This window comes from Mangrovimonas sp. sgz306409 (assembly GCF_059735265.1).
Genome location: NZ_JCAPEU010000016.1, coordinates 1 through 15,488, shown reverse-complemented (window position 1 = coordinate 15,488; position 15,488 = coordinate 1). Strand labels below are relative to the sequence as shown.

Below are 15,488 nucleotides of genomic sequence, written 5' to 3'. Positions count from 1 at the left end.
TCGGGACCTCTGGGTTATGAACTCCAAGGAAATTGTTTCAAAAACAGATTTACAGGGCTTTCAGAGCTACAATTTTATGAAATCGTATGCAAAACCGTATGCAGATTTTGACTTTGGGTTAAAAACAATATTTATTCGAATATAGTCAAAAGTATTCAAAATATGGAAGTGATAAAAATTAAAAATCCAATTAGATTTTTGAAGGGTTTTAAAATTGGAAATTCGGGATTTAGGGATGTAATTAGAGATGATTTTTTTTAAAGAAAACTTGTTCAAAATAGTTTTGATAAAGTTCTATTGGATATTGGCATATTGTTACAGATAGAAAATGGAATCAAGGAATTTGAATTCTATTTCAATTCGAGGAATGAGCTAAAGTTTCGCTACGGTAAATAGGTAAGGGAGAGGGCAAAGTTCGATGTGTAAGAAATATTGTGGCTACAAATTCAATGGGGTTTTATGTGTTAAAAGGCGTGATAATAATGTGATAAAAAAATATCACAAAAATAATTTTGCCACAAAAAAAATCGGTTAATCATCAAAAAGTGTTGATTTAGTTGGGTTTTAATAGCGAATTGAGCTGTTGTGGTGGCTTTGTTTGCCTGTGATACAAAAATGGTTATCGGGGCAATTCCAATGTTATTTTTGTTAGATCCTTTGGCGTTTTATATCCATCAGGGATGCCAAGGGGGGAGTATGGGAAATAAATTAGAAAAACTATGATTTGAGAAACCTACCAATGTGAGGCACCTGAATCTCAAATCATAGTTCATGAATAAGGAAACAGGGTTTCCGTTGAATTTCTAATTTATTGGAAGTGGTAAGCATTGGCATACAAGTCAATTTGAAACGGTGCTATTTCGTTCCGTTTAAGATTCCGTTGCGAGAAAAAATCGTAGAATTTTTTGGAGTAGGAATCTGTGGCCTCCTTATTGATCAGAAATCCGCAAAAGCGGATAGAAAAGCAATGCGTTTTGACCAATATTGACATTTGGCATAATTTTCAAATTCTTCACCTTCTCTAGAGAAAAAGACCCGATGAATTTTGTAATACAATTTGTAAGACAAATGTAAGACGATTGTCTTACAAATTTAGTTTTTGTTTTTGAACTATTGATTTGACCTCATTTGTGGTCAAAAAAAAAGGCTATTTTAAGGTGTTTTGGGTATCTGTAGTTTCAATAACGGTTATTGATGTTATTGTTTGAGTACAGGTTTTTGTAAGACAAATTTGGTTTTTATAAAATTAAGTAGATGTTAAGGTAATTAATGGCATTTCTGAAAAGGTTGTCTTTTCTTTCAGTAGGATTAGTACTAAAAGCTTTAATTTTTAGCCAACCTATTTCAGGAAAATCGGAAGCAATGAATTATACACGTTGTTGTAAAACGTTTTTTTTATCTAATTCTGATTCAATTTTGCAGACTCTTCTAATTCTTCATCTATGTCAACATCCCAATTGAGATTTTGAACTTGCCATTTGTCATTCGGTTTATACAAAACAAAAGTAAAGCGTACAGGTTGGCGGTCATATTTGAGCATATAACTTATTAATTTCAAATTATTGCCGACACTTTTTTCTGTTATCATTTCATAACCATAATAATCGCCAATCAAAGGAAGTATATCTTTAAATTTTGTTTTCAAACTTTCTATTCCGTCTATGTTTCTCTCCATCCATTTATTAGTCGAAAAAGCGTAATCCATTGCTTTCATAGGTTCGTTTTCGAATACTCTAAAAAATTCAGTTGTAATTTCTTTTTCAGAAGATTGTGCTTTCAATTCAGTTATAGATGTTACTGATGTTATAATCAATAGCAATAAGGTGATTTTTTTTCTCATTAGTTTCTTTAAATGTTTTACAACGGTTTATGTATAGTTTCGTTGCGTGAAAATCCGCTAGGATTTTCGGGTTAAGAAACTAAGATAGTAAAGTTGCGAGGATTTTCCGTGAGGAAAATCAGAAGCAATGAATTATACACTTTGTTAGCTGTAGTTTTTATTTTTCATAAAATTTTTTACAATAATTGTTATGTCAGCCAATAAATACCCTCCAACAATTAAGATACCCATAATGCTTAATGGTCTTTGTCTTATGTTATTTGGGTCAGGATTTAAAATCATTTGAACACATAAATAAAGGAGAAATAAACAGAATGGATAGAGGATAAGCCTTGTCAAAATATTTGTAAAAGTCCATTCTTTGACCTTTTCTTTCTTTAATTCTGTTTTCGCTTTGTTTATGAGTTCGGGATTATTTTTTCTTTCTATATTTTCTATTGCTTCTTTCAGTTCGTTAGTCAAAATTTTTATCTCGTATTTTTTTGCTTTTGACATTACTAAATGCAATAAAGTTCCAATAAAAGAAATTCCGATTATTCCAATAATGGCAGTCTTAAATTCAGTGGTTAATAACAAAACCAAAGCAAGTACAATTAAAAATCCGATTGATATTTTATTCAGAAGTTTGTGGTAAGGATTCTTTTCCGTTTTTATTCCGTTTAATTCTCCATTTTGGTCAAAAGTTAGATGGAAAACAGGATAAGCTCCTCTTAAAAAATGTGCTGATCTCCAAATGAGAAGTTCATTCGATTTTATTTCTCCGCTGTATTTAGTTGTGTTGTAAAAAAACGCATCGTTCCAATGATTCTTAAGAGTACTTTTCTTATTCTGAACAATTAATTTTTCGATGCCTTTCTTTTTTACCACAAAATTTGTTTTTAATTACAGCTAACGGTTTGTGTATAGTTTCGTTGCGTGAAAATCCGCAGGATTTTCGGGTTAAGAAACTAAGATAGCAAAGTTGCGAGGATTTTCCGCGAGGAAAATCGGAAGCAATGAATTATACACTGTGTTGTAATCAGTTTTTATTCTAATAAATTCCACTTATGTTTTGTTTCAAAATCATAATATTCAATAATACCGCCTGGGTTAGCTTTTAATATATATCCGATTTTGGGGTTATTGTTGATAGTGTCTTTTAAAATGAAAAATACTTCATTGTATTCAGAACCATTTATGTTCAGATTTTGATGAAATTCAACATTGGAATAATTGTAGTTTGCACTTGATAAATTATAAATACTCAAACCAAACTTATCATTTTCAGTAAATGAGATTTCAATGTCATCATCACTAAGGCTAAAAAAATTATTATAGCTTTCTCTAATGTAATATCCATTTTGAACGTCTGTTTGGTAATGCTTTTCATAATTGCAATCGTAGTCCATTGTAAATCCCTTAAACGAATTTGGCGTTGTTCTATGGTAATCAATAACATTATAACTTATTGTATCTATTCCATTTGAATATCTTAATTCATCGTTTAGTTCGAAAGTAACATATTTATCGTAGTCTTCTGGAAATCCATCGCAATCATATTCACAAGATGATACTAAAATTTGAATAGCGATAAAAACTTTGAGAAAAATTAGTTTTTTCATAGGATGTTTATTGGTAGATACAGATATCTCCAATTGGTTGTGTTAATTGTTTACAACGGTTCGTATAAGAATAGTGCGGTTTTGTGTCCGAGGATTTTCCGCAGGAAAAGCATAGTGACCAAATACGCACTAACTTTTGATTAAGCACTCAACTAAGCATTATTTTTATACGGTGTTGGCAAATCGTTTTTATTCATACTCAATGTAAAATACAGAGTCTCTATGTCCATTTTCAGTTTCGGTTGATTTTATTGGGAAATCATCCTCATTATAAGAATAACTATAATTGTCAACTAAGTTCCCATTCTGAAACGTATTAGTTACATTGTTGTTTTGAAAAGGAAATACAAAACCTCCGTATTCACCTCTTAAATATGGACCTAAACTAGGACTACTAAATTTATCTAAAAGTTTAACTAAATAAATTGATTTCAACTGACCATAAAATGGATTTGGATTATTGTCGAATAAATAAATTTGACTATTTATTAATTCATTATCAAAACTATTGTAAGTATTTATTTCCGTAAGATTATTATTCGAATCGTAATTCAATATCGAATAATAATAGTATCTATTAAGTCTAATAACTAATCCAACATTATTTAATTCAAAAGTTACTTCTTCCTGAGGTGATACGATATTATCTATGCTTTCGCTTACAGTAATAATATTGTCATTATATGTAAATGTTTTTGTTACAATCTGATTAGGGGTGATAAAATTTTGTGAATAATATGCTTTTTTAAGTTTATTATCATCGTAAGTATATGTATTAGTATATGTGTCATTTGAATTTGGTGCATATGTTTTAGTTTCAATTACATTGTTATTTAGGTCATAGAGAAAATCTGTTTGATAAGAGACTCTATTGTCATAATCATAATTTAAAAGCCGAGTCAATAGATTATTTTCATTATACGAATATTCCATATAATATGTGTCATTAACGTATTCTCTAGAAACTTTATAGGTGTAATTGATACTATCATCATCTTGATTAGAATCGTATGAACAAGATGTGTTCAAATATGTAATGCATAATATTAAAATTAATATGGAATTTCTCATAAGTCGTGCATTCAAGGGCTTAACCCATCAAAGCGTTTTGGTTGATAATAGTACTAAGCTACATTTTTTAATTCAAAATCCAAGACTTCTTTGTGAAATGTTTGCCAACGGTTTGTGTATAGTTTCGTTGCTTGAAAATCCGCAGGATTTTCGGGTTAAGAAACTAAGATAATAAAGTTGCGAGGATTTTCCGTGAGGAAAATCGGAAGCAATGAATTATACACGGTGTTGTAAAACGTTTTTATAAATTGTTTATGTTCATTATTAGATTCTTTGAAAACAGTTCAAAATTATTCCTGATTTGATTTTTAGCATGCCAGATTATAAAAATGAAAAATGGAATAAAAATAAAAAAAGCAGGATAAGCTTCGTTCTTAATTATTTGATAGAAAAGAAGTAAAAAGTGAAAACGGGAAAAATTATAAAAAGACCTATTCCAATCAAATAATCAATTCCATAAATTTCGATTTTAATCTGTGTTTTATCTTTGTTAGAATAAAATTCACCTACAGCATTTGAGTACTGAATATTGAAATTCATAAATTTTCTCTTAACTCGAATCTTAAATCTTTTTTCATTTATAATTCCCACATATTTTTTGTCTGATTTTTTTAATTCATCAAAGAGATAATTGTCATTGGAGTCAATTAGTTTTTCTAATCTAACTATTAATTCTTCTAAGTTTAAATCTGAATTAAGAGTGATTGATTTATATAGATTTAATTTCTCTAGAATTTTTTTCATCAAATGTTTTACAACGGTTTGTGTATAGTTTCGTTGCGTGAAAATCCGCAGGATTTTCGGGTTAAGAAACTAAGATAGTAAAGTTGCGAGGATTTTCCGTGAGGAAAATCGGAAGCAATGAATTATACACGGTGTTGTAAAACGTTTTTTATTCATATTGGCTTAATTCAAATAACAAATGATTTTTCATGTCAATAGCCGAAACATGAACAGTATTAAAGTCCGAATTAGGAAATCCAGCAAATCCAACGTTATCTTTTTCTAATTCAGTGAGCCAATCAATAAAGTAGTGAATATCATATTCAACAACATTGTAATTTTTCCAATTGTCAGTTAAAAATAATTCCGCAAACTCTTGTTCTGGCCAAACAGGAATCACGCTTAAGTCATTTGACCCTATCATAACATATTTACCTTCATTATCTGCAATCAAATAGATTGTCTCAAAATCGGCTACTTTGCGCAATAGGTATCCATATCTCTCTTTTGAGTCAAGAGCAAAAATGTTATCTATTTTCTGTTGGTTCATTCCAATTAATTCTATGCTAAATATCTTAGCTTTTCTATAAAAATAATTCTGTCATTTGTACATTTTGCTCTTAACCAATTCAAAGGTTTCTCAGAAACTTGAAAATTTGGCAAGTCTTTAATATCATCATAATTCAAGACTTTTAAGTCCTTTTTTCTAATTATGACTTCAATAAAATCATTTGGGTCAAGAAAAAAATCTGTGTTCAAATTATATTTTACAGAAAACTCATCTTCGGTCAGTTTAAAAGCTTTGTAATGAAAAGCAGTCATTTTCTTAATGTTTTACAACGGTTTGTGTATAGTTTCGTTGCGTGAAAATCCGCAGGATTTTCAGAGTTAAGAAACTAAGATAGCAAAGTTGCGAGGATTTTCCGTGAGGAAAATCGGAAGCAATGAATTATACATGGTGTTGTAAGCTGTTTTTTGATTAGTCATAATCTTTGTTCGATTGTGTAATGAGAAAAAAAATGAATAAATAAGTCAGGTGTTCAAAGTTTTCTTTTATTATTAATGTAAAGTCAAGATTGATGGCTATTCTTTTAAGTTTTACTATTCCGATTTCATAATTGTTGTAGAATATTCTAAAATAAGGATCCATTAACAATGATGACCACTTACTTTTAAATTCGATTCTTTTATCATCAGAAAATGACAAAGTCGAATTATTTATTGAATTAATTTGATCAATCAATTCAGAATTTTGAAATTGAATTTGATAAGAAGAACTAAAGAATCCTTTTTGTTTTATTGTAATAAGTAGGTCGTTGTTTTTTGTATAGACTTTTGTGAGATCAGGCGAAAACCATCTACGTGTAACTTCAGAAAACATTATCAGACTACTTTCCGAATATACTTTAAGTCCACTATTAAAATCACCTTTTATTTTATATTTCATTTTAGTTTCTGTGAAATAGCTTACAACGGTTTGTGTATAGTTTCGTTGCGTGAAAATCCGCTAGGATTTTCGTGTTAAGAAACTAAGATAGTAAAGTTGCGAGGATTTTCCGTGAGGAAAATCGGAAGCAATGAATTATACACTGTGTTGTAAACTGGCTTTTTTAATCGTTTTGTTTTTTTAGATAAATTCTCCGTTTTGTCATATATCTTTCTCCCCAAAATAAATATTTTTTATGTCGGCTTATTGCCTTTCCTCGTTTTACAACATGACCGTCTGAATGAAAGGAAAACAATTTTCCGTTTTTATATTTATACTTTTTGTTTTCAATTTGGGGATTTCCAGAAGATAGTAATTCCTCAACATTTTTTTCGTCCTCTTGCTCAATGTCAAATGTGAGTAATATTACATTTTTATCAATTATTTTAAATTTTCCTTTTCCAGATTCATGAATTAAATCTCCGCTAAATTCATATTCAAAAGTATAGTTTTCATTCAGTTGAATCTTAGTAACGAAGAAACCTAAACTAGCAACATTGCTTGAGTAATATCCAAATATTTTTTCTTGCCCGAATAGATTACTTGAGATGATAACAATGAAAAGAAGTAAAAGGTTTTTTTTCAATTTCAGGTGTTTTTATAGCTTGTGTACAACGGTTTGTGTATAGCTTCGTTGCGTGAAAATCCGGAGGATTTTCGGGTTAAGAAACTAAGGTAGCAAAGTTGCGAGGATTTTCCGAGAGGAAAATCGGAAGCAATGAATTATACACGGTGTTGTAAGTAGTTTTCTATTCAAAATCCGTTTTATTTTTTTTTACGAAATCAATTATTAGTTCAGCAATATTATCCTCGTATCTATAGAATTCAGTATCTAGTTCATCCCATAATTCCGAATTAGAATCATTTTCTAGTAAAATCTCTTGTCTTAATTCCCAGTTTTTAGGAACTGGTAAAGTCGGAAATAATTTTATCGCTCGATTAATTATGTCAGCAGTTTTGTATGCTCCGATTTTTTGATAGGCGTCAAGTATTTCGTGAGCGTACTGTCCAGAGGAGTTAAAGAAGAATTGGTCAAATCCGCCATTATTTACTTCACTTTCTAATATGTCCACATATAGAAAAGTTTTTTCTGATTCTGTTAAGTTATTTAATGAATCATTTTCATCAATTTTATTTACAATTAAGTCTCCAATAGCAATGATTTTTTCAGTGTCATCGGTCAGATTTAGTGCTTTCTCAATTTTACTCATATTTTGATTGCAATTAGTGAAAATTGTTAGAATAAATATTATGTGGATTTTCCTTCTCAAAATTACTTACAACGGTTGGTGTATAGTTTCGTTGCGTGAAAATCCGGGGGATTTTCAGGTTAAGAAACTAAGATAGTAAAGTTGCGAGGATTTTCCGCGAGGAAAATCGGAAGCAATGAATTATACATGGTGTTGTGCTTTCGTTATTTTAATTGGATGTGATACCGATCGATCTAAGGTTTTATTTCCTTTTCTATCTTGACAAGAAGTCCACTGGTTAAATCTAAAATATCACTATACCTATAATAAACGTTTCTATGGGCAATGTATAAGCTTTTGTATGCAATAAAAAGTTCCTTGTTATTAAAGAATTCTTCCAAATTGGATTGAAAAGGGACTTTATCCAAATCAGGTGGAATTAGGTATAAGCCAAGTTCATAATTTTTGCGTTGGGTTACTTTCTCTAAATTCTCACTATAATAATTTTTATGTTCTTCTAGTGAAGTAAAAGTATTGGGGAAATTTTGATTCACTTTTTCTACCCCTTTACGGTAATAGGTTTCCTCGTACCGACTAATGTCTTTTAGCAAATAGTCTACCTTTTCCAAATAAGAGGTCAGCTCATTTTTAATACTGTCTGAGCTTATAATATCCATATTTCCTGAATTGATAAGTGACCTTAAAGTGCCAAGAACTGGACTATAAATTCTACTGCTCATAGGGATGCGTATTGACTTTTCAATAGTATCAATCGGAATCTCTTCTTTCCAGAATGCTCTTTCTACTAAAGCACTGGCACGGGCCCTATCCAGATAAAAGGCACTAATTTTTTCAAGTTCCGTTTCTGATGTTTTTAAATCGGTTTCAAGCTGTTTAAGAATGGTGGACTCTATATTTTTCCTATTGCGTTCATTGTTCCACTCATTAACCTGAAGAGCAATCAATATCCCAAGAACTACCAGAATTGTTTCTCCAAAAGCATATTTTAGGTAATTAATAGTTTTATTTTCTTTTATGCTGTTTTGTCTAATTTTTCTAAAGAATTTAATCATTGGTTAATGGTTGGTTATTATGAAGCACAACGGTTTGTGTATAGTTTCGTTGCGTGGAAATCCGCAGGATTTTCAGGTTAAGAAACTAAGATAGCAAAGTTGCGAGGATTTTCCGAGAGGAAAATCAGAAGCAATGAATTATACACGGTGTTGGCAAAAGTTATTTTTCAATTAAATCTAAAAGTTAAATAAGGAATCCATACACTACCTAAATTAACTGCATTGGCTTCATCATCTCCATCATAAAAGAGGGAATTGTGTATTGTGAAATTTTCCGAACTAATCGGATAAGAAGTCGTATCATCAGAAAAAGGTGCCTTTAATATTTTACCAAGAATATTATCAGAAACATTAATGCTGATTTTTTTTCTTTTGATAGTATATATTTCGTTACTATTAATTTCTACAGGGTTTATTTCAATATATTCTTGATAGTTTGTTGAAAATGTTAAATTTTCACTAAAAAGGATATCTGAATTACTATTCGAAATTTGAATTTCATAAATATTTCCATCAGTAACTCCTTGATATCCAATGCTACAAATTTGACCTTCAGAATTTGATGAAAATTTATAACTATGAGTTGCCGCATCCATAGTTGTAGTAATTTGAAAATTTTGATTGTTTTCTAAACCAATAAATAAATTTTCTATTTCAGATTGAGAGTTAAGGCATTCATTTTGTTCATCATTGTTTGAATTATCTTCAGAGCATGAAAATAAAATGAAAATAAGTAATGGTAGTGTTGTTTTAATGCTTTTATTCATTTCCTATAATTTTTGCCAACGGTTTGTGTATAGTTTCGTTGCGTGAAAATCCGTAGGATTTTCGTGTTAAGAAACTAAGATAGTAAAGTTGCGAGGATTTTCCGTGAGGAAAATCAGAAGCAATGAATTATACACGGTGTTGGCAACTGTTATTTTATTTTTATTAAGGTCAATTCGTTTGTTGTTAGTTCCTCTTGTCCCGCAAACCTTGATTCAATCTTTATTTTTCTTTTTGAAAGAGGCTTCAGCTTGAATTGCAATTCTTTTTCTTTGAAAACCATAAGGATTTGTTCTTTCTTATCAAATTTCCAAGTAAAGTCTGCGATTGGAACAGAGTTCATGTAATTGTTATAAGTCTCCCAATATTCGAAACGACCCAACCTCTTAAAACCGAAATTGAGATAGTCTCCATGGTCAAAGTATTTCATTTCATATTCAGCGTATTCGTCCTTTGCCCATTCAGGTCCATAATTCGTATGTTGAATTAGTCGAATTGTGTCAGATTTAAAAAATACGCTGTCAATATTCCCAGTGAACCAATCAGTCTTTATAAAGTCCTTTTTAGAAAAGGTTTGCCCACTGACATTGAGGAATAATAGTAGAGTTAATATTGTCAGAATTGATTTGTCCATTTTAATAGTTGCCAACGGTTTGTGTATAGTTTCGTTGCGTGAAAATCCGCAGGATTTTCAGAGTTAAGAAACTAAGTTAGCAAAATTGCGAGGATTTTCCGAGAGGAAAATCAGAAGCAATGAATTATACACGGTGTTAGCAACTGGATTTTTTATTTAAATATTCTCTAATAAATTCTACTTTTTCTGTCAGTCCTCCGTCCCATTTTTCTGTCGCTAAGTTTAAAAGTGATTCGGTCAGTTCATTCGGTTCAATTTTTTCTGTCCAAAGGAGTTGGTCAAGAACACCAAGTCCAAAATCCGCAACATTTTCATCATTCAAAAATTCCGTAACCCAGTCAATCGATTTTGGGTGTACAATATCTTTAATGATAAGAACTGCAATTCGGCGGTCATCTTTGTCGGTCGAATTTTTGTAAATTTTATAGGCATAGTCAGTTGCGTATTCAGATTCTAAAATCCGCAAACAGTTTACTGCTAAATTCCATTCTTGCTTAAGCTCAATTATATAATCAACAGTGTTTTCTATCCAAGATTTCCCTAAAAATGATTCAATCGCAAGTTTTGATTTTCCGTCGTGAGTTAATTCGGAATTATTGCTTTTAATCAATTCAGATATTTTGCTCCACTCTGTGTTCATTTTTTGTTCATCTTGTTGCTAACGGTTTGTGTATAGTTTCGTTGCGTGAAAATCCGCAGGATTTTCGTGTTAAGAAACTAAGATAGCAAAGTTGCGAGGATTTTCCGTGAGGAAAATCAGAAGCAATGAATTATACACTGTGTTGGCGTGTCGTTTTTTTTATTTCATGCTCAAAATAGTTTTTTAAAACCTTTTCTAGTTTTCTATTTCCGAACCAATCCAAGGGAGATTTCATTTCGTTAAGTCCGCCGTAACTTGTTGAGTTAATCAAAATGTCTTGTCGGTCGTAAATAACTACTATTTGTTTTGTCCAATTTATTGAGAACCAATTACCAGGAGGTGATAAAATTGATACTTTTTGATTGTGAATTTGTAAAGTCCAACCAAGTTTTTCTGTTAAGTTTTTTATTACTTGTTGGTTATTGTCTTTTAAAATACCGTTTATACGTTTTAGTCTATCGATATTAATTATTGAGTAGAGTAATAGTCCAGAAAGAATTAGAGAAAGGCCAAATAGAATTGAAGCTCCAAACAAAGATTCTTCTTTTTCTAGTTGGTCGAAGAAGAAAATACCTGAAATGAAAGGAAATATTCCAATTGAAATGGTATAAGTGAAATAATCAAAAATGGGCTCAATCAGCCCAGTATTTCTTATTACCCTTCCCTTTTGTTTTGATTTTGGTATGTCAATTTTATCGTATCTCAAATTTATCAGTTTTCAAATGCACGCCAACGGTTTGTGTATAGTTTCGTTGCGTGAAAATCCGCAGGATTTTCGTGCTAAGAAACTAAGATAGCAAAGTTGCGAGGATTTTCCGAGAGGAAAATCAGAAGCAATGAATTATACACGGTGTTGCCATTTCGTTTTTTTTATCAAGGAAACCTCATTAATAAAACTTTTAGTCTTTTGATTAGTACTTCATCTTGCAAGCATTCTATTGGAGTCAATTCATCAAGGTCAGGAACTTTTGAATAAATCCAACCAATACTATTTTGTCCTAAATGATAATGGATTACCTGAGCAAAGTCAAGTCGGTTTTCCAAATACCCCAATAATTTTGTTTCGAAGTCAGAATTGTTCCAATAAAGCAAAAAATGACTTGAATATCTTTTCCAAGATTCTTCATCATTAAAGTATTGTTCTAATTTTTTCATTTTTTTTAATTACAGAGAAAATCAGTTTGGTTTATTTTCGATTATTTACATAAAGTGTTAGTCCGTAGTAAATAAGTCCCATTAAGATTATTTTAAAGATAACATGAGATGATTCAAGACTAGTGTTAATAATTACAAGTGAAATCATCATGTTGGCTAAAAAGAAACTTATTATAATCCTAATAAATGTAATTTTTAAATATCTCATTAATCAATTTTTAGTATTGAGGGAGCATTATAATGAATGGCAACGGTTTGTGTATAGTTTCGTTGCGTGAAAATCCGCAGGATTTTCGTGTTAAGAAACTAAGATAATAAAGTTGCGAGGATTTTCCGTGAGGAAAATCGGAAGCAATGAATTATACACGGTGTTGTGCGTAGTTATTTTTTAGTTTTTCAAATTCCTTTTCATATTTTTTTATTTGAGCTTGGTCTTTTGTCGATAACAGAAATGGCTTTCTTTTTCCAATTATCATTCTATCATAGACTAAATTTCCATTTTCGTCTTTTATTTGAACTTCGAGATAAGGTCGAAACATTGAACATTCAGTATTGATCAATTTAATTGAAAGGTTTGCGTATTCCTTTGTCGGAAATTGATTTGAAAGTTCAAGTGTTTTTAAACTTGTTAGAAGTGAAATTGGTTCGAGAGATTCATCTGCAACTTGTATGTTAGTAAGTCTTAAAAATTCCAATTGTTTTAGTTTTGAAAGTGGACTTAAGCGGTCAATTTTTAATTTTTTATCTATTCCACCATCTAAAGACAGACTTTTGATTTGGGTCGCTTTCTCCAATGCAGATAAGTCCGAAATTTTCGAATAATCTCTTATTGCTAATTTTTTTAAGTTTGGATTATATTGAATATTCCAAAGTTCAGTAGCTTTTGTATTCCATTCAGTAATTAGAGTTTCGCATTTATTTAGCTGTTCTAAACAACTTAAATCCTTTGCTAGGAATTGATAAAGACTAACATATTTAGGTTGATGAAGAGAAAAAATCTGTTCAATATCTTTTTCTTTTGCTCCAATTAGCCAAAGTTTTTCAATACTCAGTTCATTTAAGATTTTTCGATTTTTTACATCCGCACGAATATGTAATTCCGTTTTGGATTTGTCAAAATTTGCTAAATCAGAAACAAATTCTGGTTTATTCTCAAATCTGTCTATTGTGATATCGTTCATTTTTCTAATTACACACAACGGTTTGTGTATAGTTTCGTTGCGTGAAAATCCGCAGGATTTTCGGGTTAAGAAACTAAGATAATAAAGTTGCGAGGATTTTCCGAGAGGAAAATCGGAAGCAATGAATTATACACGGTGTTGTGCAACGTTTATTTTTTCTCTCAATTTATCAGCCTCTAACTTTACTAATGGTTTTAATTTTAACTCCTTTAATTTGTTAAGCAACTTTTCTGCTTTGTGAAATTCTCTTAGTTCAAATTCAGCATACGCTAAATTGAGCAATATTATAGATTCATTATTCTTTGTTCTAGGTCCAAGATCTAAGGCTTTTATTAATTCTGAACGACCTAATTCAAATTGCTTTTTTTGTATAGCAATTATACCATTTGTAAAATGATAGTAACTTTTGTTTTGCTTGGTTAAATGGTTAGGATTTTTAATTTTAGAAATTAATTCCTCAGCTTTTTCATAATTTTCGTCTTTGAGGTGCTCGAAAGCGGTGTATACCGTTCCGTATTTGAAATACCCATAGATAAAAAGTCCTGCTGCTAGCAATACCAATCCCATATTTTCAAAATCTTTGTTTGTATAGAACATAAATGCAAATCCTAAACAACTTACGACAAGAATTAATCTAATAGTTGGTGAAAACATAGGTTTAGAGGTGAGATTGGTTAATGTTGCACAACGGTTTGTGTATAGTTTCGTTGCGTGAAAATCCGCTAGGATTTTCCTGTTAAGAAACTAAGTTAGCAAAATTGCGAGGATTTTCCGCGAGGAAAATCAGAAGCAATGAATTATACATTGTGTTGTAGTGTGTTTTTAATTCATAGAATTCTTATTCAATGGGAAGTATTCTATTCAGCCAAGTAATTTCTTCAAGTGAATTTTTATTTTCAAAAAGTTCCCTCATAGAATTTACATCTGAAGAACAACCTAAGCAATTATAAACTGGAACAGGTGAAGCTTTCCAAAAAGCTATTTTGTCTATTTCTTTCTCTTTTAGTGTATAAAAGTTTTTTTGCCCCAGTCGTTCTAATATTAAAATAGCTAAGAATATTTCTCCGCTATTTTTAGAATTTAATAATTAAGAAATCTCAGAGTATTTTTTTTCTTTTACTAAGTCAGTCATTTTATTAACGAGAGGAGTAGTGCCTGCTGATACCCCGCACATGAAGCCAACAGTTAGCTTTTCCAATTTATCTGATTGTCCAAAAGTAAAACTCGAAATTAAGATAGAAATGGTTAGTAAATGTAGTTGACTTTTATTCATTTTGTCAGTTCTTAAATGCACTACAACGGTTTGTGTATAGTTTCGTTGCGTGAAAATCCGCAGGATTTTCGAGTTAAGAAACTAAGATAGCAAACTTGCGAGGATTTTCCGTGAGGAAAATCGGAAGCAATGAATTATACACTGTGTTGTAAGCAGTTTTTTCTAGTATAGGCTTTCTTGTAGTACTGTATTTGCAATCCACTTTTGATTTTTAAATTCATACATGATAGTTCTTTTAAATCCACATAAAGGACCACAAATTTGCTCTATATGGACAATTGCCAAATTATAATTTTCATTGAAGACTGGTTTTGATATTGAAATAAATCCATAGTCACAATGGTTTTCTTTTAGCCAATCTAAGTATTTAAAATTGTCAATTTCAAATGTTTTATCGAAGTCATTGAAATCATCTTTTGTAATAATTTTTTTTTCAGAGTTCAGCTCTTTGGTGAAAACAAATTTATCGGATAGTTCAATCTGAAAACTGACAAAAGAAGAGTCTTTTATTTTTAAATTTTCTTTGATGAAGGTAGCAAAATTAACTTGGGATTCTTTTAGTTTCCATAGTGGTTTTTCAAGAATGCAATTAGTCCTATTTAAATTTCCGTTAAGTAATAATTGACTAATTAATTCACTTGTTTTTTGATTGTCTAAAGTTTCGTTCCTGTAATCCGATTTACACGATTGGATAATCATTAAAATCAATATTAATAAGTATATCTCGCTTTTCATTAAATTGCTTACAACGGTTCGTATAACCGTCAGTTATCGGTTTAGGTTACTTTATTATACGGTTTAACACTGTCGTTAGCAATTCCGCGTGGATTCGGACGTAGTCGAATCCGCCGTAATT

At 30.6% G+C, this 15,488-nt stretch carries 19 protein-coding genes; all 19 read right to left on the bottom strand.

Translation table 11 applies throughout. The features are described 5' to 3' along the window. Positions 1-1,399: 1,399 nt before the first annotated feature. Positions 1,400-1,840, bottom strand: coding sequence for a hypothetical protein (locus AC6I5C_RS17340; protein ID WP_497906262.1), 441 nt, complete (start codon positions 1,838-1,840; stop codon positions 1,400-1,402). Between the two features lie 144 nt (positions 1,841-1,984). Then, positions 1,985-2,707 carry a hypothetical protein gene (locus AC6I5C_RS17335; RefSeq protein ID WP_497906261.1) on the bottom strand — a complete coding sequence of 241 codons (723 nt, stop codon included), beginning with the start codon at positions 2,705-2,707 and terminating at the stop codon, positions 1,985-1,987. 158 nt (positions 2,708-2,865) lie between these two features. Beyond that, on the bottom strand, positions 2,866-3,441 hold the full coding sequence (locus AC6I5C_RS17330; RefSeq protein ID WP_497906260.1) for a hypothetical protein: 576 nt from the start codon (positions 3,439-3,441) through the stop codon (positions 2,866-2,868). A gap of 189 nt (positions 3,442-3,630) precedes the next feature. After that, entirely contained in the window at positions 3,631-4,512 is an 882-nt protein-coding gene (locus tag AC6I5C_RS17325; RefSeq protein WP_497906259.1) for a hypothetical protein, read from the bottom strand. Positions 4,513-4,890: 378 nt separating this feature from the next. Next, positions 4,891-5,256, bottom strand: coding sequence for a hypothetical protein (locus AC6I5C_RS17320; protein WP_497906258.1), 366 nt, complete (start codon positions 5,254-5,256; stop codon positions 4,891-4,893). A gap of 148 nt (positions 5,257-5,404) precedes the next feature. Beyond that, a complete protein-coding gene (locus tag AC6I5C_RS17315; RefSeq protein WP_497906257.1) occupies positions 5,405-5,785 on the bottom strand; it encodes a DUF2750 domain-containing protein in 381 nt (126 codons plus the stop codon). Between the two features lie 11 nt (positions 5,786-5,796). After that, on the bottom strand, positions 5,797-6,057 hold the full coding sequence (locus AC6I5C_RS17310) for a hypothetical protein (protein WP_497906256.1): 261 nt from the start codon (positions 6,055-6,057) through the stop codon (positions 5,797-5,799). A gap of 157 nt (positions 6,058-6,214) precedes the next feature. Then, on the bottom strand, positions 6,215-6,682 hold the full coding sequence (locus AC6I5C_RS17305) for a hypothetical protein (protein ID WP_242133001.1): 468 nt from the start codon (positions 6,680-6,682) through the stop codon (positions 6,215-6,217). A gap of 163 nt (positions 6,683-6,845) precedes the next feature. Continuing rightward, positions 6,846-7,307, bottom strand: coding sequence for a hypothetical protein (locus tag AC6I5C_RS17300; RefSeq protein ID WP_123812038.1), 462 nt, complete (start codon positions 7,305-7,307; stop codon positions 6,846-6,848). Positions 7,308-7,470: 163 nt separating this feature from the next. Next, positions 7,471-7,932: a DMP19 family protein gene (locus AC6I5C_RS17295; RefSeq protein ID WP_497906255.1), complete on the bottom strand. Its 462-nt coding sequence runs from the start codon at positions 7,930-7,932 to the stop codon at positions 7,471-7,473. Between the two features lie 233 nt (positions 7,933-8,165). Then, the gene (locus tag AC6I5C_RS17290; RefSeq protein ID WP_497906254.1) at positions 8,166-8,984 is read right to left on the bottom strand and encodes a DUF6090 family protein; all 819 of its coding nucleotides are present in this window, start codon (positions 8,982-8,984) and stop codon (positions 8,166-8,168) included. 167 nt (positions 8,985-9,151) lie between these two features. Then, positions 9,152-9,751 carry a hypothetical protein gene (locus tag AC6I5C_RS17285; protein WP_497906253.1) on the bottom strand — a complete coding sequence of 200 codons (600 nt, stop codon included), beginning with the start codon at positions 9,749-9,751 and terminating at the stop codon, positions 9,152-9,154. Positions 9,752-9,900: 149 nt separating this feature from the next. Continuing rightward, a complete protein-coding gene (locus AC6I5C_RS17280; protein ID WP_497906252.1) occupies positions 9,901-10,383 on the bottom strand; it encodes a hypothetical protein in 483 nt (160 codons plus the stop codon). A gap of 136 nt (positions 10,384-10,519) precedes the next feature. Next, positions 10,520-11,023 carry a hypothetical protein gene (locus tag AC6I5C_RS17275; RefSeq protein WP_497906251.1) on the bottom strand — a complete coding sequence of 168 codons (504 nt, stop codon included), beginning with the start codon at positions 11,021-11,023 and terminating at the stop codon, positions 10,520-10,522. A 130-nt stretch (positions 11,024-11,153) separates the two neighbouring features. Next, entirely contained in the window at positions 11,154-11,729 is a 576-nt protein-coding gene (locus tag AC6I5C_RS17270) for a hypothetical protein (protein ID WP_497906250.1), read from the bottom strand. Between the two features lie 167 nt (positions 11,730-11,896). Further along, complete coding sequence (locus AC6I5C_RS17265) at positions 11,897-12,178, bottom strand: hypothetical protein (RefSeq protein ID WP_497906249.1); 282 nt, start codon at positions 12,176-12,178, stop codon at positions 11,897-11,899. Between the two features lie 359 nt (positions 12,179-12,537). Beyond that, positions 12,538-13,359 carry a leucine-rich repeat domain-containing protein gene (locus AC6I5C_RS17260; protein ID WP_497906248.1) on the bottom strand — a complete coding sequence of 274 codons (822 nt, stop codon included), beginning with the start codon at positions 13,357-13,359 and terminating at the stop codon, positions 12,538-12,540. Positions 13,360-13,485: 126 nt separating this feature from the next. Then, on the bottom strand, positions 13,486-14,013 hold the full coding sequence (locus tag AC6I5C_RS17255) for a hypothetical protein (RefSeq protein WP_497906247.1): 528 nt from the start codon (positions 14,011-14,013) through the stop codon (positions 13,486-13,488). 781 nt (positions 14,014-14,794) lie between these two features. Further along, positions 14,795-15,331, bottom strand: a complete 537-nt coding sequence (locus AC6I5C_RS17250; protein WP_497906246.1) for a hypothetical protein — start codon at positions 15,329-15,331, stop codon at positions 14,795-14,797. Between the last annotated feature and the right edge of the window lie 157 nt (positions 15,332-15,488).

Coding starts and splice junctions, on each gene's coding strand:
- AC6I5C_RS17340 (WP_497906262.1), bottom strand. CDS start 1,840: ATGAGAAAAAAAATCACCTTATTGCTATTGATTATAACATCAGTAACA.
- AC6I5C_RS17330 (WP_497906260.1), bottom strand. CDS start 3,441: ATGAAAAAACTAATTTTTCTCAAAGTTTTTATCGCTATTCAAATTTTA.
- AC6I5C_RS17325 (WP_497906259.1), bottom strand. CDS start 4,512: ATGAGAAATTCCATATTAATTTTAATATTATGCATTACATATTTGAAC.
- AC6I5C_RS17320 (WP_497906258.1), bottom strand. CDS start 5,256: ATGAAAAAAATTCTAGAGAAATTAAATCTATATAAATCAATCACTCTT.
- AC6I5C_RS17315 (WP_497906257.1), bottom strand. CDS start 5,785: ATGAACCAACAGAAAATAGATAACATTTTTGCTCTTGACTCAAAAGAG.
- AC6I5C_RS17310 (WP_497906256.1), bottom strand. CDS start 6,057: ATGACTGCTTTTCATTACAAAGCTTTTAAACTGACCGAAGATGAGTTT.
- AC6I5C_RS17305 (WP_242133001.1), bottom strand. CDS start 6,682: ATGAAATATAAAATAAAAGGTGATTTTAATAGTGGACTTAAAGTATAT.
- AC6I5C_RS17295 (WP_497906255.1), bottom strand. CDS start 7,932: ATGAGTAAAATTGAGAAAGCACTAAATCTGACCGATGACACTGAAAAA.
- AC6I5C_RS17290 (WP_497906254.1), bottom strand. CDS start 8,984: ATGATTAAATTCTTTAGAAAAATTAGACAAAACAGCATAAAAGAAAAT.
- AC6I5C_RS17285 (WP_497906253.1), bottom strand. CDS start 9,751: ATGAATAAAAGCATTAAAACAACACTACCATTACTTATTTTCATTTTA.
- AC6I5C_RS17280 (WP_497906252.1), bottom strand. CDS start 10,383: ATGGACAAATCAATTCTGACAATATTAACTCTACTATTATTCCTCAAT.
- AC6I5C_RS17275 (WP_497906251.1), bottom strand. CDS start 11,023: ATGAACACAGAGTGGAGCAAAATATCTGAATTGATTAAAAGCAATAAT.
- AC6I5C_RS17265 (WP_497906249.1), bottom strand. CDS start 12,178: ATGAAAAAATTAGAACAATACTTTAATGATGAAGAATCTTGGAAAAGA.
- AC6I5C_RS17260 (WP_497906248.1), bottom strand. CDS start 13,359: ATGAACGATATCACAATAGACAGATTTGAGAATAAACCAGAATTTGTT.
- AC6I5C_RS17255 (WP_497906247.1), bottom strand. CDS start 14,013: ATGTTTTCACCAACTATTAGATTAATTCTTGTCGTAAGTTGTTTAGGA.
- AC6I5C_RS17250 (WP_497906246.1), bottom strand. CDS start 15,331: ATGATTATCCAATCGTGTAAATCGGATTACAGGAACGAAACTTTAGAC.